This is a genomic window from Moritella sp. (assembly GCF_033791185.1).
Lineage (GTDB): Bacteria > Pseudomonadota > Gammaproteobacteria > Enterobacterales > Moritellaceae > Moritella.
The window spans coordinates 1-24,663 of sequence record NZ_JASJHF010000164.1 but is presented as its reverse complement, the minus strand read 5'-3'; the positions used below and the strand labels follow the sequence as shown (position 1 = coordinate 24,663).

At 42.5% G+C, this 24,663-nt stretch carries 21 protein-coding genes; 9 read left to right on the top strand and 12 right to left on the bottom strand.

Annotated features, from left to right (window positions below; translation table 11 throughout):
• Positions 1 to 8 precede the first annotated feature (8 nt).
• Together QNK26_RS09895 and QNK26_RS09890 are read right to left on the bottom strand one after the other, a co-directional pair.
• On the bottom strand, positions 9 to 926 hold the full coding sequence (locus QNK26_RS09895; protein WP_319222600.1) for a permease: 918 nt from the start codon (positions 924 to 926) through the stop codon (positions 9 to 11).
• Positions 927 to 1,076: 150 nt separating this feature from the next.
• A complete protein-coding gene (locus QNK26_RS09890; RefSeq protein WP_319222598.1) occupies positions 1,077 to 1,445 on the bottom strand; it encodes a DoxX family protein in 369 nt (122 codons plus the stop codon).
• A 153-nt stretch (positions 1,446 to 1,598) separates the two neighbouring features.
• On the opposite strand from QNK26_RS09890, the gene QNK26_RS09885 reads away from it, so the two are divergent.
• Complete coding sequence (locus tag QNK26_RS09885) at positions 1,599 to 2,495, top strand: LysR family transcriptional regulator (RefSeq protein ID WP_319222597.1); 897 nt, start codon at positions 1,599 to 1,601, stop codon at positions 2,493 to 2,495.
• Between the two features lie 116 nt (positions 2,496 to 2,611).
• On the opposite strand, the gene QNK26_RS09880 is transcribed toward QNK26_RS09885, so the two are convergent.
• Positions 2,612 to 3,640, bottom strand: a complete 1,029-nt coding sequence (locus QNK26_RS09880; protein WP_319222595.1) for a DUF2955 domain-containing protein — start codon at positions 3,638 to 3,640, stop codon at positions 2,612 to 2,614.
• 19 nt (positions 3,641 to 3,659) lie between these two features.
• The gene (locus tag QNK26_RS09875) at positions 3,660 to 4,727 is read right to left on the bottom strand and encodes an HlyD family secretion protein (RefSeq protein WP_319222593.1); all 1,068 of its coding nucleotides are present in this window, start codon (positions 4,725 to 4,727) and stop codon (positions 3,660 to 3,662) included.
• A 105-nt stretch (positions 4,728 to 4,832) separates the two neighbouring features.
• Here QNK26_RS09875 and QNK26_RS09870 point away from each other — a divergent pair, with 105 nt between their 5' ends.
• Positions 4,833 to 5,702, top strand: a complete 870-nt coding sequence (locus QNK26_RS09870; protein ID WP_319222592.1) for a LysR family transcriptional regulator — start codon at positions 4,833 to 4,835, stop codon at positions 5,700 to 5,702.
• A 172-nt stretch (positions 5,703 to 5,874) separates the two neighbouring features.
• A complete protein-coding gene (locus tag QNK26_RS09865) occupies positions 5,875 to 6,180 on the top strand; it encodes a hypothetical protein (protein WP_319222590.1) in 306 nt (101 codons plus the stop codon).
• A gap of 125 nt (positions 6,181 to 6,305) precedes the next feature.
• Here QNK26_RS09865 and QNK26_RS09860 read toward each other — a convergent pair whose 3' ends face one another.
• The 3 genes from QNK26_RS09860 to QNK26_RS09850 are packed head-to-tail and all read right to left on the bottom strand — an operon-like array spanning position 6,306 to position 10,123.
• Positions 6,306 to 7,520 carry a carbohydrate porin gene (locus tag QNK26_RS09860; RefSeq protein WP_319222588.1) on the bottom strand — a complete coding sequence of 405 codons (1,215 nt, stop codon included), beginning with the start codon at positions 7,518 to 7,520 and terminating at the stop codon, positions 6,306 to 6,308.
• Positions 7,521 to 7,580: 60 nt separating this feature from the next.
• Complete coding sequence (locus QNK26_RS09855) at positions 7,581 to 8,669, bottom strand: helix-turn-helix domain-containing protein (RefSeq protein WP_319222587.1); 1,089 nt, start codon at positions 8,667 to 8,669, stop codon at positions 7,581 to 7,583.
• A gap of 44 nt (positions 8,670 to 8,713) precedes the next feature.
• The gene (locus QNK26_RS09850; protein WP_319222586.1) at positions 8,714 to 10,123 is read right to left on the bottom strand and encodes an amidohydrolase family protein; all 1,410 of its coding nucleotides are present in this window, start codon (positions 10,121 to 10,123) and stop codon (positions 8,714 to 8,716) included.
• A gap of 440 nt (positions 10,124 to 10,563) precedes the next feature.
• Here QNK26_RS09850 and QNK26_RS09845 point away from each other — a divergent pair, with 440 nt between their 5' ends.
• Together QNK26_RS09845 and brnQ are read left to right on the top strand one after the other, a co-directional pair.
• Complete coding sequence (locus QNK26_RS09845; RefSeq protein ID WP_319222584.1) at positions 10,564 to 12,492, top strand: hypothetical protein; 1,929 nt, start codon at positions 10,564 to 10,566, stop codon at positions 12,490 to 12,492.
• 381 nt (positions 12,493 to 12,873) lie between these two features.
• Positions 12,874 to 14,247, top strand: coding sequence for a branched-chain amino acid transport system II carrier protein (gene brnQ, locus QNK26_RS09840; protein ID WP_319222583.1), 1,374 nt, complete (start codon positions 12,874 to 12,876; stop codon positions 14,245 to 14,247).
• 111 nt (positions 14,248 to 14,358) lie between these two features.
• Here the strand turns inward: brnQ and QNK26_RS09835 are convergent, their stop codons facing one another.
• Positions 14,359 to 15,243, bottom strand: a complete 885-nt coding sequence (locus tag QNK26_RS09835) for a LysR family transcriptional regulator (protein ID WP_319222580.1) — start codon at positions 15,241 to 15,243, stop codon at positions 14,359 to 14,361.
• Positions 15,244 to 15,383: 140 nt separating this feature from the next.
• Between QNK26_RS09835 and QNK26_RS09830 the strand changes: the two genes are divergently transcribed.
• Entirely contained in the window at positions 15,384 to 15,821 is a 438-nt protein-coding gene (locus QNK26_RS09830) for a PACE efflux transporter (protein WP_319222579.1), read from the top strand.
• A gap of 60 nt (positions 15,822 to 15,881) precedes the next feature.
• Here the strand turns inward: QNK26_RS09830 and QNK26_RS09825 are convergent, their stop codons facing one another.
• A complete protein-coding gene (locus QNK26_RS09825) occupies positions 15,882 to 17,786 on the bottom strand; it encodes a bifunctional UDP-sugar hydrolase/5'-nucleotidase (protein WP_319222578.1) in 1,905 nt (634 codons plus the stop codon).
• A gap of 228 nt (positions 17,787 to 18,014) precedes the next feature.
• Here QNK26_RS09825 and QNK26_RS09820 point away from each other — a divergent pair, with 228 nt between their 5' ends.
• Complete coding sequence (locus QNK26_RS09820) at positions 18,015 to 18,755, top strand: DUF481 domain-containing protein (RefSeq protein WP_319222576.1); 741 nt, start codon at positions 18,015 to 18,017, stop codon at positions 18,753 to 18,755.
• Between the two features lie 185 nt (positions 18,756 to 18,940).
• Here QNK26_RS09820 and QNK26_RS09815 read toward each other — a convergent pair whose 3' ends face one another.
• Positions 18,941 to 19,300 (bottom strand): hypothetical protein, encoded by a 360-nt coding sequence (locus tag QNK26_RS09815; RefSeq protein ID WP_319222575.1) that lies wholly within the window; start codon positions 19,298 to 19,300, stop codon positions 18,941 to 18,943.
• Between the two features lie 396 nt (positions 19,301 to 19,696).
• On the opposite strand from QNK26_RS09815, the gene hflX reads away from it, so the two are divergent.
• Positions 19,697 to 21,055 (top strand): GTPase HflX, encoded by a 1,359-nt coding sequence (gene hflX, locus QNK26_RS09810; RefSeq protein ID WP_319222573.1) that lies wholly within the window; start codon positions 19,697 to 19,699, stop codon positions 21,053 to 21,055.
• A 91-nt stretch (positions 21,056 to 21,146) separates the two neighbouring features.
• Here hflX and QNK26_RS09805 read toward each other — a convergent pair whose 3' ends face one another.
• Both QNK26_RS09805 and QNK26_RS09800 read right to left on the bottom strand, forming a co-directional pair.
• A complete protein-coding gene (locus tag QNK26_RS09805) occupies positions 21,147 to 21,764 on the bottom strand; it encodes a MarC family protein (RefSeq protein WP_319222572.1) in 618 nt (205 codons plus the stop codon).
• 134 nt (positions 21,765 to 21,898) lie between these two features.
• Positions 21,899 to 22,852: an AEC family transporter gene (locus tag QNK26_RS09800; protein ID WP_319222570.1), complete on the bottom strand. Its 954-nt coding sequence runs from the start codon at positions 22,850 to 22,852 to the stop codon at positions 21,899 to 21,901.
• A 267-nt stretch (positions 22,853 to 23,119) separates the two neighbouring features.
• Here QNK26_RS09800 and QNK26_RS09795 point away from each other — a divergent pair.
• Positions 23,120 to 24,663 (top strand): phospholipase D family protein (locus QNK26_RS09795; RefSeq protein WP_319222568.1); only part of this gene is annotated, 1,544 nt, incomplete at its 3' end.

Sequence of the window (24,663 nt, the reverse complement as noted above, 5' to 3'; positions counted from 1 at the left end):
AATATCGCTTAGAAAATAAACTGATAAAGGAAACCAGCGCTGATTGCCATACCCAAAATTACAAATAAGAACGCCGCAATCATTTGGTTTTTGAAGATAGATTTAAGTAAAACGACCTCTGTTAAACTCGCGCCTGCACTACCTATAATTAATGCCATCACCGCTCCTAGACTCATGCCTTTTGCTGCCAACGCTGCACTTAATGGGATCACCGCTTCTGCACGAATATAAAGTGGTATACCAATGACTGCCGCAACTGGGATCGCAAACGGGTTATCTTCACTGGCGAAGCGGGCCACAAGTTCTGTTGGCATGAAACCATAAATCATCGAGCCCAAGGCAATACCACCAACCAAATAAGGTAATACCGTTTTAAAATCCGCCCATGTGCTGATCCAAATTTTCTTCCATTTGTTGACTGGGGCTTTTCTGCCACCACACGCAGTGGCACAACCTTTGGCTTCGGCTTCAATATACGTTTGTGGTTTTACGTACTTTTCAAAGCCCAGTTTTTCTAAGGTATAACCCGCAATCACCGATACCCCCATCGCGATAGTAAAATAGAATGCGGTTACTTTCAGGCCAAATGTCACCGCAAATAAACCTATGATGATCGGGTTTAATAACGGACTGGCAAACAAGAACACCAGCATAGTACCAAAGCCCGCTTTAGCGCGTAACAGTCCTTTTAGAAAAGGAATGGTTGAACAAGAACAGAACGGGGTAATGGCCCCCAGTAAACCCGCAACAATATAGCCTTTACCGTTTTTACCACTCAAAATACGTTGGATTTTTGCTGGCGGAATATACTCTTGTAATACGCCGACCGCGTAACTAATCAATAAAAAAAGTACCGTTAATTCTACGGCGAGGAAGGCAAACATACCTAAAGTATCCATCACCATTGCTTGTGTAATATTGAACATAATCATTAATCTCTATATTTCTGGAATGTTCGAAATATACAGTTAATATTATCGCACGTCAAAACATTTCCATAAATATCGAAATATAAATATTGTTACCATGCTAGCTATTACGAGACCGGTTATTATGTTGCCGGCATTTTTATTGGTTTAGATAACTGCCAAAGCGTATTGCCCCCACAGATAGCTTGATAATACTAATGTCACAATAGCCGGTAATGCATCTTTCCAAGTATCAAAGCGGAAGTGAAAAAATATCGCGCCAACAGAAGTACCAGTAATAAGCAAAGCACCCAATGTTGACCATAACGGCGCTAACTCTGTCACTAACGGCAACACCAGTAATACTGCGCCAGTGAACTCAACAATGCCAACCAAAAACATAATGCTACGGTTTAAACCGTATTTCTGAAAAAATTTAAGCTGGGTCTCAAAAATAAATTTTTGCCAGCCTAAGGTTTTAATTGAACTGGCGAATAGAAAAAATATACTTAAAAAAATGGTAATTGCAATGTTCATAAGTTCTCTCTTACTTTTTGATTAATCATTAATTGATTGCCTAGCGAATAAGGGTTAATTAAAACATCCTAAAAGTGTAGGATAAATGCTATATTTTAACTAGCTATGATTCCCAAATGGAATAGATCGAGATTGAAATGAATTGGAATAAATATGAATAAATTTGAATGCATGCAAGTATTTGTTCAAGTCGCTAAAGTCGGCAGTTTTACTGCAGCTGCCGATGCCCTCAACGTAACCCAAAGTTCAGTCAGTAAAAAAATTGCTTGGTTAGAGCAAAATATTAACATCACATTATTTTATCGAAACAGCCGCAAAGTAAGTTTGACAGAACAAGGTAAACCTTATGCACTGTATTGCGAGAAGTTATTAGATGAAATGCAGCATACCGAATCACAGCTTAAAGGCGAACTAGCACAAGTATCAGGTGAACTTAAACTTTCAGTACCGAGTGCATTCGCTTACCATATGCTAACCCAACCCGTCAGCCAGTTTATGAGACTTCATCCTAACTTAGTGGTTAACATGTCGGTGAATGATCAACACGTAGACCTTTTTCGTAGTGATGTTGATATCGCTATTCGCGCCTCCGATTTAAAAGATTCGGGCCTAAAAGCACGCTTCTTATTACAGCACCAAGTGGCTTACTTCGCCTCGCCTGAATACATAAACAAAGCAGGAAAACCAAACCTGCCCTCTGACTTAAGCGCTCATCACTGCATTAGCTATTCTCTGATGCCGCCATCTAATATTTGGCAAGTATTGAACTTAAACGGTGAAGTTGAAAATATCAAGATATCTGAAGCATTTAAAAGTGATTGTCCCAACATGATCCTAGCTATGGCCCTGCAGGGACACGGCATTGCAGCGCTGCCGATCTGGATGGTCACAGAACACTTCAGCCAGGGAAGGTTAATCCCTTTGTTAGAAAACTATCCGCCACGCACTTTACCCATGTACGCGTTATATAAACAAAGTGATTACTTGCCATCAAGAATACGCAGCTTCATCGATTTTATCGTGCAGTACTTTGCCCAAAGCGAGTCATGATCATAATGCTAAAATTCAATTAGTCGTCATTAGCAGACTTAACCGGCAGATAATCAACAGTAATTAATAGTTTTAATGTCTAATACCAGCCAAGATAATCTTACTATTGTTACCAATCAAGCATACTCATTCGGCGCTTTAATTAGTCTAACTAAAACGCAATGGACGATCCATATTGCCAGCGACGTTAGCACCACCGTAAAGGTGATCGAGCTGAAACGATAAAGAATAGAAAAGAACGCATCTTTCTGCCCCGGCTGAAAAGCAGTGGTTAGCGGTACGGCTAACGCACTCATCGCCGAGAATCCAAACCCAGATTTAACCCCACCTGAGGCTAATAACCAGGCAAAAAAGCCAACCGCGATCGCAAACGCCATTAAAAATAACAGGCCATTGTTGGCCCAACTTGATAAGCCTAATTGGATCACCATACCAGCAATACATCCCAACAATGTACCAATAATACGAACTTTGGCCGCCGCCATTGAGCCGATAAATGTCATTGGTGTGAGGACAATAAAAATAGATGCTTGCGCAGATACCGAATCCATCAGATCGCCAAACTGAAAAATAACAAAAGCCAACATAGAGATAGTCCAACCCATCGCGATTTGTCGCAACAAACCAATATGATCGTGTTGCACAGCCGCATTACTTGCCTGTGGTTTACCATGCTGCGATTTATTATCTTCGGCTTGCACTGGCTCGGCAAACAAGTAATACGCCAGCCCACAGATCGGGTATATCGCCAACGCACTCACCCACAGTGTGAGGGTGAAATCTTCACTATCAAAACTCGAATAGCTAATAAAGTTAAGCGCAATAGAGCCTACCAGCAAGCCGGTAAACCCAAACAAATAACTGCTTGGTTTGGTCATGGCAATACATTTGCTCAGAAATAAAATTGCCACGGCGACGGTCATCAACAAGGGGTAAGGTTGAAAAAACCCGGAAATAAAATTAACCTCCAAGCTAACCCAAATAATGCCGACAACCATTTGGTTGATTAAGCCCCACTGCCAATAATCAGAACGGGCAATGATAAACGTCGGCAGTAACACCACAAAAAACCCATACGACCAACCAAAAACCATACTTAGCGCTAAGCCAAAAACACAAGCAAACCAAAGTCGCATCGTTTTCATCTTACTCTCCAACGTCAACTTAATAGATATAGTGCAGTAGACCAGCAAGCTTGATTTGTATGCTTGCCAAGGTTTGCCACCACACATTGTCGACAGGATAAAGCACCACAGTCGCGCGCGACCCGACAAACAGTTGAGGAGGAATCGCCTGTTCACTGGTTAGGTTAACCCTGATGCGCTGTGCATCTCGCACCCAACGATTACTTACTTCCACTGCGGTTAACTGACCACTGGCGGTTTGCTGCGCAGATGCCACCCCAAAATCACGACTGGCAACGGTAAAATCAAACACTTGTCCCGGCAGGGCATCATAAGTGACGTAAGCAGCAGATGTTTTGCTGATAAGCGTTGTGGCTTTTTCACGAAAATCGGCAGCAACCCACAATGAATCACTGGAAATAAATGTCAGCATAGGTTGATTAGCCGTAGCCATCGCCCCGACCTCAAGCTGTAGATTGGTGATCACCCCCTTGTTAGGCGCAAAAATGTGGGTATGTGACAAACTCAATTCAGCTTGGGCGAGATTATTTTTCGCCGCCATCACCAGTGAACTGTCGCCACTGACCTCGCCCAACTTGGCTTTAATCGCCAGCGTTTGCTGCTGATAGGCATGCAGTGTCGAGCGCGCAGCTTGATATTTTGCATAAGCGCTATCTTGCATCGACACGGAAACTAGCTGTTTTTTAGCCAACTTACTGATACGCTGATACTCCGCCGCTGCATTGATATAACTGGCTTTACTACTCGCTGTGTTAGCGATGGCCGCTTCGACCTGAGCGTACAACGACGTCTCTTGTTCATAAGCTTGCTGTAACGCCACTTTCGCTTTATTAACCGCGAGAATGTATTTGCTATTATTAATCGAAAATAACAACTGACCTTTTTCAACGGCTTGGTTATTGCGGATCGCGACTTCGGTAATAGGCCCAGAGACTTCAGGCGCAACTTGCACTACATAACCATAAACACGACTCTCGGTTGTCAGCGGCGCGTATCTATCGGCAACAATAATGTAAGCCATAATGATAATGAAGAGTAGAATAAGGCTGCGCATCCAGCGACGAAAGGTGGACTGTGTGTGAGGCATATAAATTTCCGATTGAGAATAAAACTGCACGGGATTATAGAAACATTTCATTTGATTAAATAGAATGATTAACACCCCACTTAGGTCTCATTAATAGGACAAACAATGAAAGCATCGATGGATGATCTGTATTTATTCATATTAACAGTCAGGCATGGTGGTATTAGTGCCGCGGCACAAGCCCATGGATTACAGCGATCTAAGGTAAGTCGACGATTACAAGAGTTAGAAAAAGCACTGGGTTGCCAGCTACTTATCCGTACCACTCGGCAAATAGAAATGACCGAGCATGGACGCTTACTGTATCAACACATTAATCAGCCCTTAAGCGATGTAAATCAAGCCATCTCTTTACTTAAAAACCAGCAGCAAAGTTTGCAAGGGGTATTACGTATCGCCGTACCCGCAGCCTTTATTGCCTCAGCGCTATTTTCAGAATTGTTAGATGACTATGCACGACAGTTTCCAGATATCAACTTAGAGATTTTTCATCGTCACCAAAGTGTGGATTTGAAACGTGAAAATATAGACCTGCAATTATTGCCCGATGTGCTCGACATCATTAATGAAGATTACGTCCAACAGGTTTTCTTACCTTCTAAAAAAGGACTACTTTGCTCACCAGGCTACCTGAAAAGTCATGATAAACCACAATGTCTTAACGATCTGTTTGCCCATTCGATCTTAACCAGTCACAACGATCCCAGCCTACTGCCTGAAGGGTTAAATATTCGGTTAATGTCAGAGGATTTAGGCTTAATTAATCACATGGCGCAATCGGGACATGGTATTGCATTGCTGCCGATGACTTTAGTACAACAGCAAATTAAACAAGGCGAATTAATTCATCTGCTACCGGATATTTATCAATCAGAAATTTCGATGACCTTGATATATTCATCGCGACAATTTTTACCCCAAAAAACCCGCACCATGATCAACTTACTCAGAGACAAATTTTTAAATCATCACTAGCGCGGCCTTGGTGGCAAATACCAATATCGTCACTACCAAAAACGCGCTTTAGCTTCCTCTAACGCCCCTGAGCGTAAAATAACCACTAAGGTGCTAAACAGACAGATAAATAGTCTACATCAAAATAATTTTGATGTAGACTATTTAGGTCTTTCTTACATGAGCGATTTTAATGCCTAATACTTGTCAAGATAACCTATCAACAGCTAACGCTTCTCTCGTACAATTAACACAATCACTCGACGCCATGCACATTGCACAATTAGCCTCGTTTGCTTATGGCCTACCGCCGTTATTTTTGTGCCGTGAATATTTAGAACAAGATGAAGCAACAGCAATTAAACATTGCTTACAGCGTTTAGAGAATGGACTTAATAATCAAGATTTCAGCGTAGAGCGACTAACGGAATTATTAACAGACAGAGATTATTACGACGACTATGAAGCGCGTTTACGTTTGGGGCCAGAACCTAAATAACCGCTTAAAATAGATCCGCGAGTGCAGTATTCGGGTTGGCTAATTCCTTAGCAACTTGATCTGCAGTCTTTTTTGTCCTTGATGAAAGAGTCGATACTCCTATTTATAACGCTGTGATCATATTTTTAAATTTTCATATTCATGCGCACACCAAATACCCAGTTTTCATCGGCACTGTTTAATGCTGGATTTTTAATATATTGAATATCCGGGGTAATATTTAAATGCTTACCGATAGCCATGTTGTAGTAGATCTCGGCAATGTATTGGTCATCTGCAACGTTACCGAAAGCTTCTTCATTGACTTCCCCCCAGTTCACTGCAAAACCTAAATTATTGCCTTCAGGGCCCAAACCAAAATAACCAAAACCAGCCACCAAGGTTTTTGACAGTAATGACGCATCCCCCTCGGCTATACCGCCACGAACAAACGGCATAATTCGCTCTGTTGCAAAATAACTTGCTGAAAAGTTTATACCTTGGCTATCTTTGATACTGTTTTTTGTACCACCATCTAAGTGCCAAAACGTCATGTGCACATTATCGGTATAGACATGCTCTTGAGATGCCGTCCAGCCCAGTTCAGCGGTTTTAAAATATTGATTATCATTTATAAAAGTATCAAAACCATCCAAAGGATGACTTGAATCAGCATTACCGTCTGAAATACCTGCGATGCCATAAAAGTTATCAGTAAACATATGGCCAATGGCGAAACCTAACGAGGCGTCATCTGGTAAGCCAATCGATGCCGCACCGGTACTAAATGCTAAATTAGTAAACCCGCTCCACGGACTGGCTAATGCATAAGTATCAACATAATCAGTGGTATCTAAAAAGCCAACCATGAAGTTGGTTTTACCGCCATTGAGCTTTTGCTCCCAATATAGATTAGTCACTCGCAAGCCTTGGTCACTAAAGCTCGGTGCAAATATTCCCGCCATTCCCACATTCCCCATGCCAAAACTTTTTGGATCGGTATCAGTATATGAATGACGGTGTTCAATTTTCCATACCATGCCACCGGTATTACCCGATGCTTGGCCGATTAAGTCCCAGGCACCATAAAAGCGAGCCACACCTGAAGCCGTGTTATCGTCAGTACCCGCCTTGGTATTCGTTGCACCAAGCGCAAGTACGTTATAATCCAAGCCAAAAGTAAAACCGTGATCGTCAGCCAACGCTTGACGCCATGGTTTTTGCGCACTTTTTTTATTATCTTTGATGGTATTTTCAACACTATTAGGGCTACCAAAAGAAGGGGCAGATGTGTCAGCATAAACTAACGGACTGACGAATAAGCTCAGCGTAAAAATATGTACAAACGGATTAAATTTCATAACAACCTTCAGTAAATTGACAAATATTGCATGGGCTCATATTAAATGAATTCCATATTATTAATTACCATTTGACGACATCGCATTATTTTTACATTGATAACGATACTGGCTCGGTGTGACTCCTGACAAGCGTTTAAAAGCACGCGAGAAATGAGCGGTATCTGAATAACCTAAACCGACGGCAATAATGGTAATGGTGACATCGGTATGGGCTAAATAATATTGTGCTTCTTGCAATTGTATTTTCTTGAGTATCTGGGTGTAATTTAAACCAAATGTATCTAATCGTCGTTGAAAAGTACGGACACTCATCCCCGTCATTCTTGCTGCTTTACTTATGGGTAATTTCCCCTCATTGAGATAAGCTGGCAGAGCAATCGTTAATGAGCCAATAAAATCGCTAGGCGCATCTTTATCTTTAACGGGTTTAACCCAAGTATGCTGGTGCTTGAAGGTAACACTCAATAATTCATCAGGGATACAAATAGCACAAACACCACGTTCACTGAATATTTGTGGTAATGCGCCTTGGTTATTATCAGCCCAGAGTAGCTGCTTAAAGAGCTCTGGCTCGTTACTTTGAATTGAAATTTGTGCTGGGGACCACTTATCCTTAGTAACGGCGCGGATAAGCTCGATCATATAAGCCATAGAGAATAATTCAGCATATAAATACCAAGCGTCATCAGCAAACGCTTTTTCCCGTACTAACCAGGTTTTATTGACAGCATTCTCTAGTGACAGTTTGAATTGGGTAGATTCATTTTTAAGGATGTTAATATACTCAATTAATAACTGTTGTAGGTTTTGAGCATCACTGACTTTATCTAACATGGAGGGGATAAATAATTCACGGCATGCGCGCCAACATACCTCTTGATAGGTTTTTATACCACAGACATTAAATATTTCGGCGAGTAACAAACGCACTGGAATTTCAGGAATGTAAGGATGGGCGGTATTTAATACCTTTTCAGGTAAACCAACTCGTTCAATAATTGGATAGATATCCTTTTCAACCATTTGCAACATTTCAACAAACTTTTTCACTTGCCCAGTTTTAATCAGCGCAATGGGTTGGTTTAATTTAGCCGTTAGTATTTTCAGTAGGATAATTCCTTTTATACAACTGTGTAAAATAATCACTAAAATAAGATGCCATAGTGCACCTTATTTTAGCTGCTGCAAACTTACAGTGTGTTTTTGTAAATTTTGCCATCTTTCATAATGATGCGCATGGTTTTAATATCACCTGCTTCACGTGTTTTAGCATCAAACCATTGAGGGTCAGCACCAATCACAGTAATGTCTTCTAAAGGATTACCGTCAACTAATAATAAGTCAGCATATGCACCTTTAGCAACAACACCTAATTTACCCTCTGGGTATGGATTTAATACATCACCCGATAGCGCCAAAATCTCACCGTTTACAGATGTTAGTGATTTCAAGGTAAAGAAGTTCCCTAACAGCTCAGCACTAATTGACATTTCATAGGCCGTTTGTTTTTGACAAGAATCAACACCACCAACACAATCAGAATGGAAACCAAATTTTGGCTGGTATTTATTCACATTTTCGACAAAATCACCAAAGGCAGCTTGTGCTGATGCCGCTTTACGTGCAGCAGCAGGGCTTGAGCTAATCGCTTCAATTTGACCTAGGTAAGGAGAAAAGGCATGCATATTCGTGGTCATGTATGCGCCTTTCTCTTCCATTAATTCAGCTATCTCAGCGTCAAACATAAAACCATGTTCAATCGTTTTGACACCATTTTCAAGATTACGCATAATTGATTTTTTGCTGTAAGAATGTGCCATCACGTACGAACCATAAGCATCAGCAACTTCCACCGCAGCTTGGATCTCGGTCGCCGAATAAGCATCAAGCTGCCACGGATCAAATGCTGAAGCTACGCCGCCACTAGACATGATCTTTATTTGAGTCGCGCCTTGCATGAAGTTTTGACGCGCAGCTGTTTTAATCATGTCAACGCCATCAGCGGTAAATGTCATACCCAGACGTGAACCCGCAGAGTTAGCACCATAAACCGTTTCATTCGGGGTGGTGTAATTACGAAAATCTGCGTGTGAACCCGTTGGGCCAATAAAAGCCCCAGCTGGATATATGCGCGGACCATTTAACAGACCGGCATCAATGGTTTTTTTAAGGCCAGTTGCCATACCACCAGCATCACGCCAGCTAGTAAAACCATTTTTAAAATACATGTCTGCTTTAGCGACGCCACGACTTGCCAGCTCTTCCCAGCTGCGGTTATTTTCAATATCCGCTAAAGAGCTACCATTCATATTAATATGACCGTGCCCTTCAATTAAACCCGGCATCAATGTACGTCCAGCACCATCAATCACCATTGCATCACTGTTTACTTTGATGTCTTTAGTTGAGATTGATTTGATCAGGTTACCTTCAACTAATACATGCGAGTTTTTGTAAAGCTTGTTATCGATACCGTTAAAAATATTCACATTTTTGAACAATATTTGTGTTACTGCTTCTTCTGCTGCCGATACTGATGCCGTGGTAAAACTAGCAGCAACAACTGCAGCAATTGTACATACCTTAAATAATTGCTTCATTTATAGACCCTTTCTTAAGTTTTTATTTTCAAAAATTTAATTATCACCGCACCAATATTAGTGTAGCTAACATAAACCCAATCGCTTCATTAATTGGCGCGAATGTAGGTTTACGCTTATGCAAAAAACGGTGCCAAACGTGCTTGTTGATAGCCATAATAGCCGCTGAGATTTTTTTTTATTGCCATCTGATGCCAAACAAAAAAGTCGTGGCAGACACAGTGCATCAACAAGCGCGTGAGCCGATATATGCCAGGGTGATCATCACTACTGAGTGCTTTCACTTAACTTCAAAACTTAAAAGCTATGATTTGGATCATAAATAGACCTTCATTTACTTTCAATTGGTTACCTTTGAGTTATTCTATTTGCTAACGTCAGTTTACGCGGCACAAGTGATTGCCTGTTGGTTGTGACATTGAAAGGGAAGCATTATTTATATGTATCAGAAAAAAACGAAGTGGTTTAACTTGCTTGTAGTGTGGTTAACCTTGATTGCAGCATGCTTAACATCGATAACGGTTAATGCCGCCTCCCCAAGAGATAAGCAGGCTGCCAATTTTAATACCCCGATAGAAGCATGGCATGATATTGCTTATATTACCCCAGCAGCGAATCAACATTCAGTGCTATTCACATTACCAAACGACGTATCCGTTAATGATATCGCCCAAGTAAATTATGCAGATGCCGCGTTAGCAACAAGTCTGTGGCATGTTGATGGTGAAAGTATTTCTTTTTCACCTATCGACAAATGGTCTATGGGCATGAACTTAATTGAATTACAGCTTAACAATGGTCAGATATTTGATTATTTCATCGTGATTTATGGCGGTAAATTTGCACTAACAGCGAAAAGTCAGGAATATCAGCAACGCCTCGCTCAATTTTCACAGTTTAAACAGTTGATCAGCGCTGGTTATACCGCGGATGCAAATGCCAGCGTACATATCAGCAAGGCTGACTTTACTGATAAACAGCTCCAGCAAGTACGCGTTAATGGCAACGTGGTTAACAATGCCAGTATCCAAGAGCGGGTATTTAGCTATACGCCATCATCAGCTTGGTCTGAGGGATTAAATCAGATAGAGATCCAACTCCAAGGTGATGAACTGCCCCATACCCATTTACTCAGTTACCATCCTCAAGTAACAGAAGTCATTTATTCGATGGATGAGAGTAGCGTTGATGGCCAAGCCTTTTTCCCGCAAGCCGTGTATTACGTGAAGCCGACGTCGTTTGCCAAGGTGGCTGATTTTGGCTTTAATGTCGTGCATGACTATAAATTACGCCGCTTACCCGAGCCCCAAATAACCGATTATTTGCAGCAAGCCGATGCCCATGGCTTAATGGTTTTTTCTCATATTAATGAAAAGTCGATTGATAATGGCGATGTGATCGCCTTTGCTACGCGGATCGCCACTCAAATGGCTGAACCGGCATTATTTGCCTGGTATTTTTGGGATGAACCCAGTCCTAATGACATCCCTGCTGAGTATTATAATTTCTTTGTTGAGCTGGCACGCCAATTAGATCCATTCCATCCCATCATCTCATCGCATTGGTATCAGCGTTATTATGCCGAGGCTGGTGAGGTTGATATGCGCCAGTTCTATCACGGTAAAGCCTCTGAAATGGCCAAGGCGTTAGCGCTCTACAAACGGGTCATGGCGCAAACAGATACCCCTTGGGTGGCGATTTTAAATACCCATGAGGGATTTAAAGCAAAAGACAGTATCAGTATTTCACCACGTCACAATGTGCTAAAAATTATTAATAAAGCAAAGTCGCCGGAGCAGAAAACGCGGCTGCAGGAGTGGTTAGATGCCAGATACAAAGTGATCATGGCCAATTTAGACAATCCACCCTTACCCGTTCCAGCATCCCTGCCCCAATCACGAGAGCAGATCCGCGGACAGGCATTTGAAGCTATCGCGCAAGGCTCCAATGGTCTGTTCTTTTGGCCTTACCGTGAGCCCGATGACCTTGATCCCGTTACTGGTTGGTATACGTTATTCCATATGCCAAAACCGGCAAGTTATATGCGCGAATTAATGCATGATCTGGCCACATTGGGCCCTTTAATTGCAGCGCCGAGACAAAATTCCACGAGTTGGGTTGTTGACGGAATACGTTTCTGGCAGCGCGAGTTGGCGGGCAATATCATTATTATTGCAGTCAACGAGAGCGGTAAGTCTCAGCATGCCAAGGTACAGATTAAGCCTTTCAGCCATGGCCAATGGCCTAACTCATTAGTGCGATTTAGCCATGCTCAACAAGCTGAGATAGCACTTGAAAATGGTTATCTGGCGGATAATTGGAAAGCGGAGCAGGCGCATGTATATTTGCTAAAAAACATAAAAACATAAAAAAGTTATTTACAAGCATTACGTTTATTCATATGCTGTAAATGTTAATTAAATCACATATTAGAAGTTGTTAAGTTATGTACTCAAGCTTGTTTACACATAAAGTTAAAAAACACTTAGCATCGACCCAGGTAGCACACCACTGGGCCGACTCTTCGACTATGCCGATAAAACAACAAACACAAATTATTACCGCTATTATTCTAGTGATTATTCACTAGGCTGGCGGGTACTCTTCCGTCAGCTTTGCTGACGGGGGATACTATTCAACAAATATCTTCTTTCAGTAACCCTGCGGAACCACGTTCCATCATGGATTTATAGCTCATTGCGCAGCACTGCCAATGCTTGTCTATAACCTTAATTTTTGCAGGTACACATTTGAAAAAACAAGACATCTTAGTCATCGGCCTCATGACCTTCGCCCTCTTTCTCGGTGCCGGTAACTTGATCTTCCCGCCAGCAATGGGCCTTGATGCAGGCACATCATTATCTTCAGCCATGGGCGGTTTCTTGATCACCGCGGTCGGATTACCAGCATTTACCATCATCGTATTAGGTCGTATTGGCGATCTGAATAACCTAACCAAAGCACTACCAAACTGGCTAGGAACCACATTTTGGATCTTACTTTTTAGTGCTATTGGCCCTGCGTTTGGCATGCCAAGAGCGGTTACCGTCGCCTATGAAATGGGCATCAAACCATTTTTTGCAAGTGACCACCTGCTGCTTTTTTCTATCATTTTTTCTGCCATCACCCTGTTGCTTGCCTTCAAGCCAGGTAATCTAGTTAACTATATCGGCAAAATAATAACACCAGCCTTGATCTTACTATTGTGCGGGTTAGGCTTAGCGGCATTTATTCATCCTTTAAGTCTTCCAGCAACACCCTATGGCGATTACCAACATAATGCGGTTACCAGTGGCCTGATTCAAGGTTATATGACCATGGATGCCATTGCTGCAGTGGGTTTTGGTTGGGTGATCATCCAAGCGATCAAAGCCAAAGGCGTGACCAGTCAGCAAGGTATTGCATCGAATGCCGTGAAGATTGCGGTTATATACGCTGTATTAATGGCGGCTTGTTATATCGTGATGGGTTATGTCGGGGCAACATCGACGGCGGTTGCAGAGCACGGCACTAATGGTAGTGTGATCCTAACGCGTTATGTCGCAGAAGCATTTGGTCAATATGGTCAATTGTTTCTCGCCGCCATTATTATCATGGCTTGTTTAACAACCACGGTGGGGTTAACCAATGCCTGTGCAGAGTATTATCAAAAGACCTTTAATGCCTCGTTTGGTTTGACCTCGACCATCATTGTCGTCCTGACCGGGGTGATTGCAAACTTTGGTTTAGCGCAGATCTTAACGGTTAGCCTACCCGCTATTTTAGTATTGTGTCCGATTGCGCTCGCGCTCACCTTAGCCTCTTTTGCAGCGTCAATATTCACCGTATCGCGCCTTACCCACAGCGCAATGCTAATCACAGCGACTCTGTTTGGTGTGCTGGATGCGATCAATATTTTGGGGGCAATGCCTGTCGCATTTAATGCCCTGTTTGTTGAATATCTGCCACTTTACAATGCCCATGCAAGTTGGCTGTTACCCGCGCTATTAATGCTGTTCACAACCGCGATCATTGGCCGCTCATCCGCCGCTGAAAACAGATTTGGTTATGTTGATTATCGGTTAAATAGCCAAGCCCATCTACGTGTGGCGATGGCCAATAGCGAGGTTGAGGAAACCCAATAATTCAGCTAGTCAATAATAAGATCCTGCATTTATTGCAGGATTTTTTAACGATAAAAATTGCCTTTGCGATCTCCGCAGATAGGCTAAACCAAGATCGTGCATAATAACGGCTTACATTACATCATATTGCGTCTGCAGCATTGACAATATATGCACCAGCACCGGACCACTCTTCTGCCTTCTCGATACCAAACAACCCACAGCCGTCATCCAGCCATTGGGTTCAAATACCACAGGCAATGCCACCAAGCTTTTATCAAGTAAATAAGGCGCGGCCATACTCGCAGGGACCACCGCCCAGCCGACACCACGGCTAGCGAGATCGAACAGCATTTGATGACTATTGGTATACCAAGAATTAGTGCTTATACCATAGCTAAACCACAACTCTTTATATGCCACACTGCGATACACGATTTGACGATGCGCTTGTAAATCAGCCTCTCTGACTTGCGCTAACTTGGTCAAATCATGCTCAGGAGCAACCGCCGTTATAAACTTTTTGTGGCCGAGAATATAATGGTCCATATCACTTTTCAGTGTGCCATCAAAATAAAGTATGCCAACTTGAGCTCTGCCACTTCGCACCATGTCCTCAACATCAAACGTAGTGCCAGCTAAAATTTCAATATGCGTGAACGGAAAACGGTCTGCACATTCACAAATTAAGTCGAGTAACAGCGGATTAATGACACTATCATCGATGGCTATCACCAATTCATGTTCATCACAGCTGCTTAACGATTCGACTTTTTGATCAAAATAATGCTGCTGATGCAAGATCGCGCGGGCAATAGGCAGTAAGGCCTTACCATTATCCGTTAACACCGGGGTATTTTTGTCTCGTGCAAACAGCTCTTGATTAACGGCTATCTCAAGATTAGCGATGGATTGGCTCACACCTGATTGCGCCCGTTTTAATTGTCGAGCCGCGGCTGAAAACGATCCACACTCGCACACACACACAAATATTTTCAGTTGCTCAAAACTGTACATCAACTTCCCACCCGCATTGTCATTAATCCACCAAGCTATCACACTTTGTGATGGCTGTTAACTTTGCAGTACATCACACTAATGGAATAATCCTCGTCCTTACCAGTAATCACATTAATTAAAAATAAAGAGTATTAACCATGTCGACACTAGAACGTATTTTTCACGCCCTGCTATTTGAAGTATTAGCAGTGTCTCTTTCCATCCTCGGGTTGATCATCTTTACCAATCATGATCCACAGATATTATCGGGAACCATGATCGTCATCGCCAGCATTGCCATGGCGTGGAATTTTATCTTTAACTGGATATTCGATCTATTTTTGCCGGGGGATAAAGACAAAAGAACCATGAAACTGCGCTTAGTTCATGTCATTATTTTTGAAGCGGGGCTACTGGTACTAACAGTACCTGTGATGGCTTATATTTTAACTATTAGTATCGTAGATGCATTTATGATGGATATTGTGGTCACGGTTTTCATTACTATTTATGCCTTCATCTTCAACTGGGTATACGACAACGTAAGAGCCGTTATTATCAGCCGAAAATGCATACCAGCAACAGCCTCGCTATAATCACAACACCTCATCTCTCCTCACCTAAATTTACGGTGAGGAGAGCTAAGGTAATCGGTATTAATTTAACGCTTTGGCTATCACCATATCACGCTGAATAGCTATTTTTTCAGCCTCTGTCGTCGCGACTTTCAGATCTTTGTCCAGTTGGCTAAGATAAGCAGTTAACTCCGCTTTACTTGCAAACAGCTTGTCTTTCACGTTAATCGACGCCACGTTGGTATAACGACCATCTTTACTGCTCGGTACATCAATTTCACCACTGTTAACCAAGGCTTTAACTACATTGCGCTCTTTGGCGTAACCTTCCAAACCAGTTAGCATCCAACGGTTCATCGGTTTGCCTTGGTATTTACCGTGTTTAACTTCGTTTAAGTAACGGATCGTCAAGTTTCGGATCGTACCTTGCTCTTCACCAAATACTTCTTTGGTATCAAATAATACTGGGAAGCTGCGGCCTTCAAGTACTCCACCAGCTTTGGTTAAATGCCCCATACGGTAACTGTTCATGCCCAAACGAATTGGCGTGTTGTCGGTGATCACTTTACCATCAGCAAATTGCAGGTCAGTAATACGCTCTCCTGCTGGTTTGGTCAAATCTATGCTGTAGGTTAAGCCTGCAAAAAAGTCGTTGGTTGAGTATTTAGATGAACGACGCTCAAGGTTGAAACTGTACGTCACATCCCCTGCTTGCACACTATTAAAGTAACCCGCAGACCATTCCATATAGGTGCTTAGCTCTTTACCCGTCATCTCATACACGGTAATTTCACCACCAGCGTATTGGTAGTTATAGGCGATGTCTTTGGCTTTAATTTGGCCAACATCCAGCTCGGCCAAATCGTTATCAATTTGCAGCGCAACCACATTTGCTAAGGGTGCATAATACATACTCGCTTCTTGGTACAAGGCACTGATACCGGTATCTTGAATATGTACCTGTGGAATGCCGTTGATTTCGTTTTCTGGCACTAAATCAACACCGGATAACTCAGCGACCACACGGTTAGCATTTTCACGTAAACGTTTATGGTAAGGCGCGTACAAGGCTTCCATTTTATCATCCGACTCCACACCTTTTATTTTATAGGTGAAGCTGTCTTTGTTGACCAGGGTAAATTGACCATCTTTCTCTGCAAATTGCAGGTCAATGCGAGAAAGTGCACGGCCGTATTTATCGGGTTCAGTAATGATCACGCCATTCACGGTCGCTTTATCAATCAGCGTGTGCATATGACCAGCCACAATCGCGTCGATTTCAGGATTATCATTGGCAATATCGCGTACCCCAGTGGCGGCAATATTGTTCTCATTATCAAGTCCCATATGCGCCACAAGAATAATGGCATCAACTTTACCATCAAGCTGTTTAATCACTTTTTTCACTTCCAATGATGGATTGGTAAATGTCATGCCCTCAAGGCGATCTGTGCCTGCGGTAAACACTTCTACCATCGGCGTATCCATACCGATCATACCAATTTTAATGCCTGATTTTTCAATGATTTTATATGCAGGTAGGAACGGATTACCATCTTCACGCTTGATGTTGCCACTTAGAGACGTGCCTTCAAATTGTGAGAGTGAGCGGTTAAGTACATCTAAGCCAAAATCAAACTCGTGATTACCAAGTACCCAGATATCGTAGTTCATTTCATTGAAACCCAACATCATCGGATCAATCGGCTCATCTTTGAAGGTTTCTACAAAGTTACCTTGAATGGTGTCGCCCGCATCAACCAAAATGACGTTATCTTGCTCGCCACGGATGGCTTTAACTTTGGTTGCGATCTGGCTTAGGCTCCCCACCATATTGAGTTTATCGCTGGCGTAATCCCAAGGCATGAAGTGGCCGTGAATGTCCGATGTTCCAAGAATAGTGACATCAACCATGTCACCATCAGCAGCCATCGCAGTGCCTGTTAATGAAAGTAAAATTGCAGCGGCGAGTATATGTTGTTTCATTATTGATTCTATCGATAGAGAGGAAAACAGGATAATAAAGACATACCTGAGTAGGGTCAACTACATTTAGCGAGCGTGGTTTGTGATTAAGCGTTATCGACTATTTTATCCTTGGAGCAAAAAATCGGGCGATACCGCCGCTGTGGATTATACTTATAACCGATTGAATTTTGTGAGCGCTCTATTACCTCGGTGTTAAGGGACTTAATCTTTCGGAGTAACATTACCATGATAAAAATGCTCGTAGCGTCTGTTATTTTAATCGCCGCCCCTTTTTCAGTTCAAGCCGATACGGATGTGGTTCAGCATCAAGATAGCTTTAGTGGCAATGCCGAGTTAGGCGCCACGATAACCACAGGTAATACTGACACCACCTCAGTAAAAGCCCGTTTAGATATGGATCACGACTGGGGGAACTGGGAGAACCAGTATTTGCTTGAAGCCTTATACAAGAAAGATTCTGGTGTCGTCACCGGTAAACGTTATCTTGGTCGGTTACAGGGTGACTATCAGTTATCCGCTATCAGCTACCTCTTTGTGACCGCAAACCATGAAGTCGATCCTTTCACCGGTTTTAGCTCCATCACCACGATATCTTCCGGTTACGGCCGTAAGCTGATTAATAATGATAAGACAGAGCTTAATATTGACCTTGGTCCCGGTTATAAATTTAAGCGTTTGGATGACGAGAGTGCGGCTGAAGCCGGTTATGATACCGACGGTACTATAGTGGCTTATGGCCTCATGAATTTTGAAACTCGGATATCAGGGAGTGCTAAGTTTGAACAGATGCTGGTTGCCGAGGGTGGCGAAGTATTCGAAGGACGCTCTGAAACGTCAATCACAGCAGACATCATTGGCGCATTAGCAATGAAGTTTGCCGTAATTGTCCGTTATAACAACTCGCCTCTGGATAATAAAGAAAGCACAGATACAGAAACCAATATGACTCTTTTATACGCTTTCTAGATTTCATGGCAGGCTTGATCACAACCTAAAAACGAGTATTAAGGTACTATTTTAACAAAGAATCACATATAAAAAGCCCTGCGCTGTAGCACTGTACAGCTTCAACTAAATAACTGATATGATGTCTCGATAAAACTCTCGCACCTAGCGCCAAAGTAGCGGCTACGTCCGATTACCTTTTTTTATTATGCCTTTTTCGCAATGATGAGCATGCCTTCGGTATAACTGAAACCATAACCATACGAGCCTCCGTTACTTGGAGTGCCTCGCTCACATTTATAATTTCCAGAAGTCACTGGAGATACCGATATCACTTCAAACCCGTCATTATTTAGATCGTTTAATGCTATCTGAATATCTTCCTGGAGTTGGAAACCATCCATTTCTCTGTCAGACCAACCTGATTGCTCCCACTTTTGTTCGCTTTTCATTACTTCTTCTGGTCCGAAATACCCCTCTTTGTACTCACCAGTACCGACTTTAACCGTTTTATTTCCGCCAATCGTCTTTGCTTTGGCTGGCACAAATACCGTGACATTTTTCATTTAAATATTCCTTTTTAATATGATTGGTTGGCATAAGCCGCTTACTGAAATATCCATCATTTAACGTTGAACATACAGTTCTATAGCAGGACGTATCTATTCCTCAACGCTGTACAGAGGAAGTGTACAGTCCTGTTAATTGTTAACTATGAAGAATATATCACTGATTGTATTAGCATTTAAATTCATGGAAAAGAAAAATAAGATTATTTTATAAAAAAATGTGAGCCAACGTATAAAAACACAATGCCGTATAGATTTATCATTAATAATGAAAAACACCAGCATTTTGGCTGCAGAGCATGGGACTTGCGAGCAATAGAAACTCGAAATACATATATAAGCGCAGCACAAACGGGTAGGATGCACCCCATATTACTTTAAATGAGTATCGACATGTCGATCGCAACAACAGAACACTCCGTTAGCCGCGCCTTATTAATCGCGATTCGCACCCCTTGTGTTAGCCAACAAGAAGTGGATGAATCATTATCTGAACTAGGCCGCCTAGTAAATACCCTTGGATTTTCTGTGATTGGGGCTAAAACCCAACGCCAAAGATCGACTAAACAGCTGTCAGTATTAGGCTCAGGTAAATTAGAAGAATTAGCCACATTAACAGGTGAGTCTTCAGCATCAACAGACGTATCACCAGAAGATGAAGCGCAGATTGAATTAGACCAAGACGAGTTAAGCCAACTATTAGCAACATCCGATATTAAAGGCCAAGCGAACGTGGTGGTATTTGACTGTGAACTCAGCCCGAATCAACTGCGTAATGTTGAAGCGGCATTAGGTGTCGAGGTTTACGATCGTACCCGCGTTATTATCGAAATTTTTAGTAAACACGCCCGTACCCGCACCGCCAAACTACAAGTAGAGATCGCCCGACTTAATTACTTAACACCGCGATTACGTGATGAAAACAGTGGCGATCGCGAACGTCAAAAAGGCCGTTCAATCAGTGAAACCGTGTTTGAGATTAATCGTCGCCGTATTCGTAATCAAATCGCTGAATTAAGACGTGAGCTAACCAAGTTACAACGCGAAATGGAAGGCCGCAGCAGTGGTCGTGTTGAACAACTAACCGTGGCGTTAGTCGGTTATACCAATGCTGGTAAATCATCGTTAATGCGCGCGTTAACTGATACCGAAGTATTAGTTGAAGATAAACTGTTTGCAACCTTAGATACGACGGTTCGTACGCTCCAACCGCCGACACAACCGCGCATTTTAATCTCCGACACCGTTGGTTTTATCCAAAAGCTACCGCATGATTTAGTGGCATCGTTTCATTCAACCTTGGAAGAAGCCAAAAATGCCGATTTATTACTTTACGTGGTTGATGCATCAGATGAAAACTTCACCTCGCAGTTAGCCATTGTTGACCATGTATTAGGTCAGTTAAATATCGATTTGGACAACAAAGTATTATTGCTGAATAAAGTCGATTGTTTAACTGAAGATCAGCAATTAACCCTGCTAGAGCTATACCCTGATGCGCTACAAATCAGTGCGCATGACAAAGCTGATGTGGCGTTCGTACACCAGGAAATTCAGAATTTACTGGAAAAGAAAATGTGCGCGGCCTGTTTTGATATCCCCTACACCGCCAGCGGCGTAATGGGCGAGATCCACAGTAAAATGCAGGTAATAGAAGAGGAATATCATGAAAAAGGGATTCGTATCACCCTCAAAGCCAGCCCGATTGCCTTAGAGCGATTACATAAAATGCTGCAACTGACGACGTTTTAATCCGTAATTCACAGTACTGATAAAATAACGCGTGCACACCGATAAGAACATCTGTGTGCACGCGCATGTCAACAATACCCTTGTCGGCATATCAGCTTAGCGAACCGATAACGGCAGTGACGCCACCTATCAACATTTGCACACCAATAACAGCCAAAATGAGCCCCATTAAGCGGGTCACAATACTCAAGCCACTCTCACCGATTGCCGATATGATCTTCGAAGAGAAAATAAAACAAAAGAGCGTGATAAGACATAACACCGCAAATGCGACAACGGTAATTATAATTTCACCCCATCCTCCCGCCGATGAATAATTCATTGCTGTCGCTATCGTGCCTGGCCCAGCAAGAAGTGGCACAGCTAACGGGGATACCGCAATATCTGAATCATTACTTTCTTCTGCAGTATGCAGCTTAGAACTTTTACCTTGCAGCATGTGATAACCAACAAGGAATACCAAAATCCCTCCCGTTATCCGCAATGCAGGCAGCGTGATCCCAAATAGGTGGAAGATTGATTTACCTAAAATTGAGAACAAAACAATAATCACAAAGGTGATAGTAAGCGATTTAACCGCAATTTTAACTTGTTCAGACTTCTCCATTGACCCTGTTAGCCCAGCAAAAACAGTGGTATTTGCAATCGGATTCATAATCGCAAAAAAGGCCATAAAAACAGTCAACGCATGTTCTAGTAACAGACTCATTTATCTTATTCCTTAGTTAGCTCACGATTAAAATCGTACTTATATCACTATAACAGAACTCACCAGCCCAATCATAAAGTATACAGTTGTTAGATCACCGTGCTGAAATAAGCCTCCTTTTTGCTAGTTTAAAGTTACGGGAAAAAATCTAAGCTATGCAATATTGAAATACCTAAACTGCAAGTGATGATAGATCCTGCTGTAGTCGTGGCGATGATGTTAGCGGCTAGGTTGGCATTACTGCCCATTGCACGCGCCATCACATAACTCGCGGCGGCAGTTGGGGCTGCAGTCATAAAAAATAATAACCCGACTTCGAGCTGGCTAAAGCCCCACAAATAAGCACTACCTGTGATCAATATTGGCGCAAGCAGTAGCTTAAAGATGCTCGAAAACCACGTGTTAATACCGTCACTCCGTAACGCCGTTAAATTAAGTGTCGCGCCTGTGCATAATAGCGCTAAAGGTAAGGTCATATTGGCAAAATACTGTCCTGTATTCATCAGTATGGTTGGCATTTTGATGTTTAACGTTAAAAACACGACACCGAGCATAATACCAATAATTAACGGGTTTTTAGCAATAGATATCAATAGCTCTTTTAGCCCTGCTAAGCCTAACTTTGACTGCGCTGGTGTTAAGCATATGACGGCTAAAATATTATACAAAATAGTGATAAACGCGACATAAACAGCAGCTAAAGCTACGCCAGGATCGCCATAAACATTGGCCACATAAGCAAGCCCGATGATCGCAGTGTTCGATCGGAATCCCCCTTGAATAATGACACCATGGTTGTGTTTATCTTTAATCAATAATTTGCAGGCAAAGGTGATAAATAGGAAAAAAGCAATATTCGCTATAAGGCCAAAGGCAATATAAGTTGTGTTGATTTCTACAGACTGATCGGAATTTAGAATGCTTAAAAATAGCAACGTCGGCAAGGTCACTTGAAAAACGAGCTTGGAAGCCTTATCCACAAAAGCGTCGTTAAGAAATTTGATCCGTTTTAGAAAGTAACCCAAACACAGTAATAAACAGATAGGGCCGGTCACCGAAAACGAGAAATAAAGAGACTGCCAAAACATAAATTATTCCAATTACTTAAAGCCTATTATTATGCCGTTGGTATTGTAGTGGTCAACTCATTTTGGCCACTACAGTTTTACTATTATTATAACTATTACTATAACTATGACTATGACTATTATTGTAAAACCACAACTTTGGCTGAACCAGAGTGACGCTGGCTCACCAAAGAAATTAGTGATTGCTTTAGATAACAGCGACTACCGTAAGGCGCGAGCCGTGAGTTAATGATATGGTTAGTTAAATAACAAAAGGAAGTGTAACAAATGCCAATGCTGCAACGTATCAGTGTCCCCCTACTTTTCATCTTCATGCTTGCAGGGTGCGCGTCATTACCCGAAGAGATTGAACATCCGCCTGAGCCGTTGGTCACCCAGTCTGCCAGTACATTATCGGCATTGATTGATTCGCATAAACCTGAGCCAACCGAGCCCAATCAAGCGCAAGATCAAGCTGCAATGAGCGGTATCCTGCTATTGGATAGCGGTTGGGATGCATTGGCTCAGCGCTTGGCGCTTATCGAAACAGCAGAGCACAGCATCGATATCCAGTATTACATTTGGAACAGCGATGCATCAGGAAGCTACCTAGCCAGTCGCGTGCTCGCAGCAGCAGATCGTGGCGTTAAGGTGCGAATTATGCTTGATGATATCAACCTTAACGAACGAGAGGCTTTGCTCGCGACACTTGCTCGCCACCCGCAAATAGCGATCCGCATATTCAATCCGATACCTACTCGCAATGGCTTCACCAAGTGGTTCAATTTTATGGGTGACTTTTCTCGCCTAAACCGCCGAATGCACAACAAGTCATTTACCGTCGACAGGGCTTTATCTATTGTCGGTGGCCGTAATATCGGCGATGAATATTTTGACCTTGCTGATGACATTAATTTCCGCGATCGAGATGTTCTAGTATCAGGTTCAGTAGTAAATGATATTGAATCTAGCTTTGGCCAATACTGGAACAGCCAGTGGTCTTATCCTGTTAATTTGCTAACCGATAACCTATCAAAAAATAGTGCGGAAGCTGTCGAACTCACGATGCTAGATGAAATGCCGATTCCCCACTACAAGCATTATCCTGCGTTACCAACAGACAATGAGACCGCCTACCAGTTGTTAAATAATGCAATGGATGAATTGTCTTGGGTGCAAGCACGTTTCGTTTTTGACCGCCCAGTCCCTATCGATGTCAGTGATACCAATAAGCCCAAACTGACAGCCAACACACTCGGCGAATTGGCGATTCAAGCTGACCAAGAAATGTTATTAGAATCTGCCTATTTGATATTCGATGATCGCCAGCTAGCAGCGTTCCAAACATTGATCGACAAAGGCGTGCAGGTAAAAGCACTGACCAATTCACAAGCCTCTAATGACTTAGTCACTAATCATTCTGGTTATGCCGCGCGACGTGAGGACATGCTTGACAGCGGCATAGAGCTATTCGAATTAAAACCAGACTCAAGTCTATGTGCAGCGTCGACTAAAGACCTATCCAAGTGTGCACCAATAGCGGCCTATGGTCTGCATGCAAAGTCGGCAGTGTTTGACCGGAAAATTGCGGTTATCGGCTCGTTTAACTACAACTTACGCTCAACCTACCTCAATACTGAGTCTATTTTGATTATTGAAAATAAGGCTGTAGCGATAAGTCTGGCCAATGATATTGAGCAGGCGATGAACGAAGATAACAGCTGGAGTCTGGACTTAGAGGACGGTGATATACGTTGGCATTCAGCAACCGAAAGCTGGGAAAGCGACCCAGAGACGAGCCAGTGGCAACGCTTTAAGTCCGGATTTTTACA

Coding starts and splice junctions, on each gene's coding strand:
- QNK26_RS09895 (WP_319222600.1), bottom strand. CDS start 926: ATGTTCAATATTACACAAGCAATGGTGATGGATACTTTAGGTATGTTT.
- QNK26_RS09890 (WP_319222598.1), bottom strand. CDS start 1,445: ATGAACATTGCAATTACCATTTTTTTAAGTATATTTTTTCTATTCGCC.
- QNK26_RS09885 (WP_319222597.1), top strand. CDS start 1,599: ATGAATAAATTTGAATGCATGCAAGTATTTGTTCAAGTCGCTAAAGTC.
- QNK26_RS09880 (WP_319222595.1), bottom strand. CDS start 3,640: ATGAAAACGATGCGACTTTGGTTTGCTTGTGTTTTTGGCTTAGCGCTA.
- QNK26_RS09875 (WP_319222593.1), bottom strand. CDS start 4,727: ATGCCTCACACACAGTCCACCTTTCGTCGCTGGATGCGCAGCCTTATT.
- QNK26_RS09870 (WP_319222592.1), top strand. CDS start 4,833: ATGAAAGCATCGATGGATGATCTGTATTTATTCATATTAACAGTCAGG.
- QNK26_RS09865 (WP_319222590.1), top strand. CDS start 5,875: ATGCCTAATACTTGTCAAGATAACCTATCAACAGCTAACGCTTCTCTC.
- QNK26_RS09860 (WP_319222588.1), bottom strand. CDS start 7,520: ATGAAATTTAATCCGTTTGTACATATTTTTACGCTGAGCTTATTCGTC.
- QNK26_RS09850 (WP_319222586.1), bottom strand. CDS start 10,123: ATGAAGCAATTATTTAAGGTATGTACAATTGCTGCAGTTGTTGCTGCT.
- QNK26_RS09845 (WP_319222584.1), top strand. CDS start 10,564: ATGTATCAGAAAAAAACGAAGTGGTTTAACTTGCTTGTAGTGTGGTTA.
- QNK26_RS09835 (WP_319222580.1), bottom strand. CDS start 15,243: ATGTACAGTTTTGAGCAACTGAAAATATTTGTGTGTGTGTGCGAGTGT.
- QNK26_RS09830 (WP_319222579.1), top strand. CDS start 15,384: ATGTCGACACTAGAACGTATTTTTCACGCCCTGCTATTTGAAGTATTA.
- QNK26_RS09825 (WP_319222578.1), bottom strand. CDS start 17,786: ATGAAACAACATATACTCGCCGCTGCAATTTTACTTTCATTAACAGGC.
- QNK26_RS09820 (WP_319222576.1), top strand. CDS start 18,015: ATGATAAAAATGCTCGTAGCGTCTGTTATTTTAATCGCCGCCCCTTTT.
- QNK26_RS09815 (WP_319222575.1), bottom strand. CDS start 19,300: ATGAAAAATGTCACGGTATTTGTGCCAGCCAAAGCAAAGACGATTGGC.
- hflX (WP_319222573.1), top strand. CDS start 19,697: ATGTCGATCGCAACAACAGAACACTCCGTTAGCCGCGCCTTATTAATC.
- QNK26_RS09805 (WP_319222572.1), bottom strand. CDS start 21,764: ATGAGTCTGTTACTAGAACATGCGTTGACTGTTTTTATGGCCTTTTTT.
- QNK26_RS09800 (WP_319222570.1), bottom strand. CDS start 22,852: ATGTTTTGGCAGTCTCTTTATTTCTCGTTTTCGGTGACCGGCCCTATC.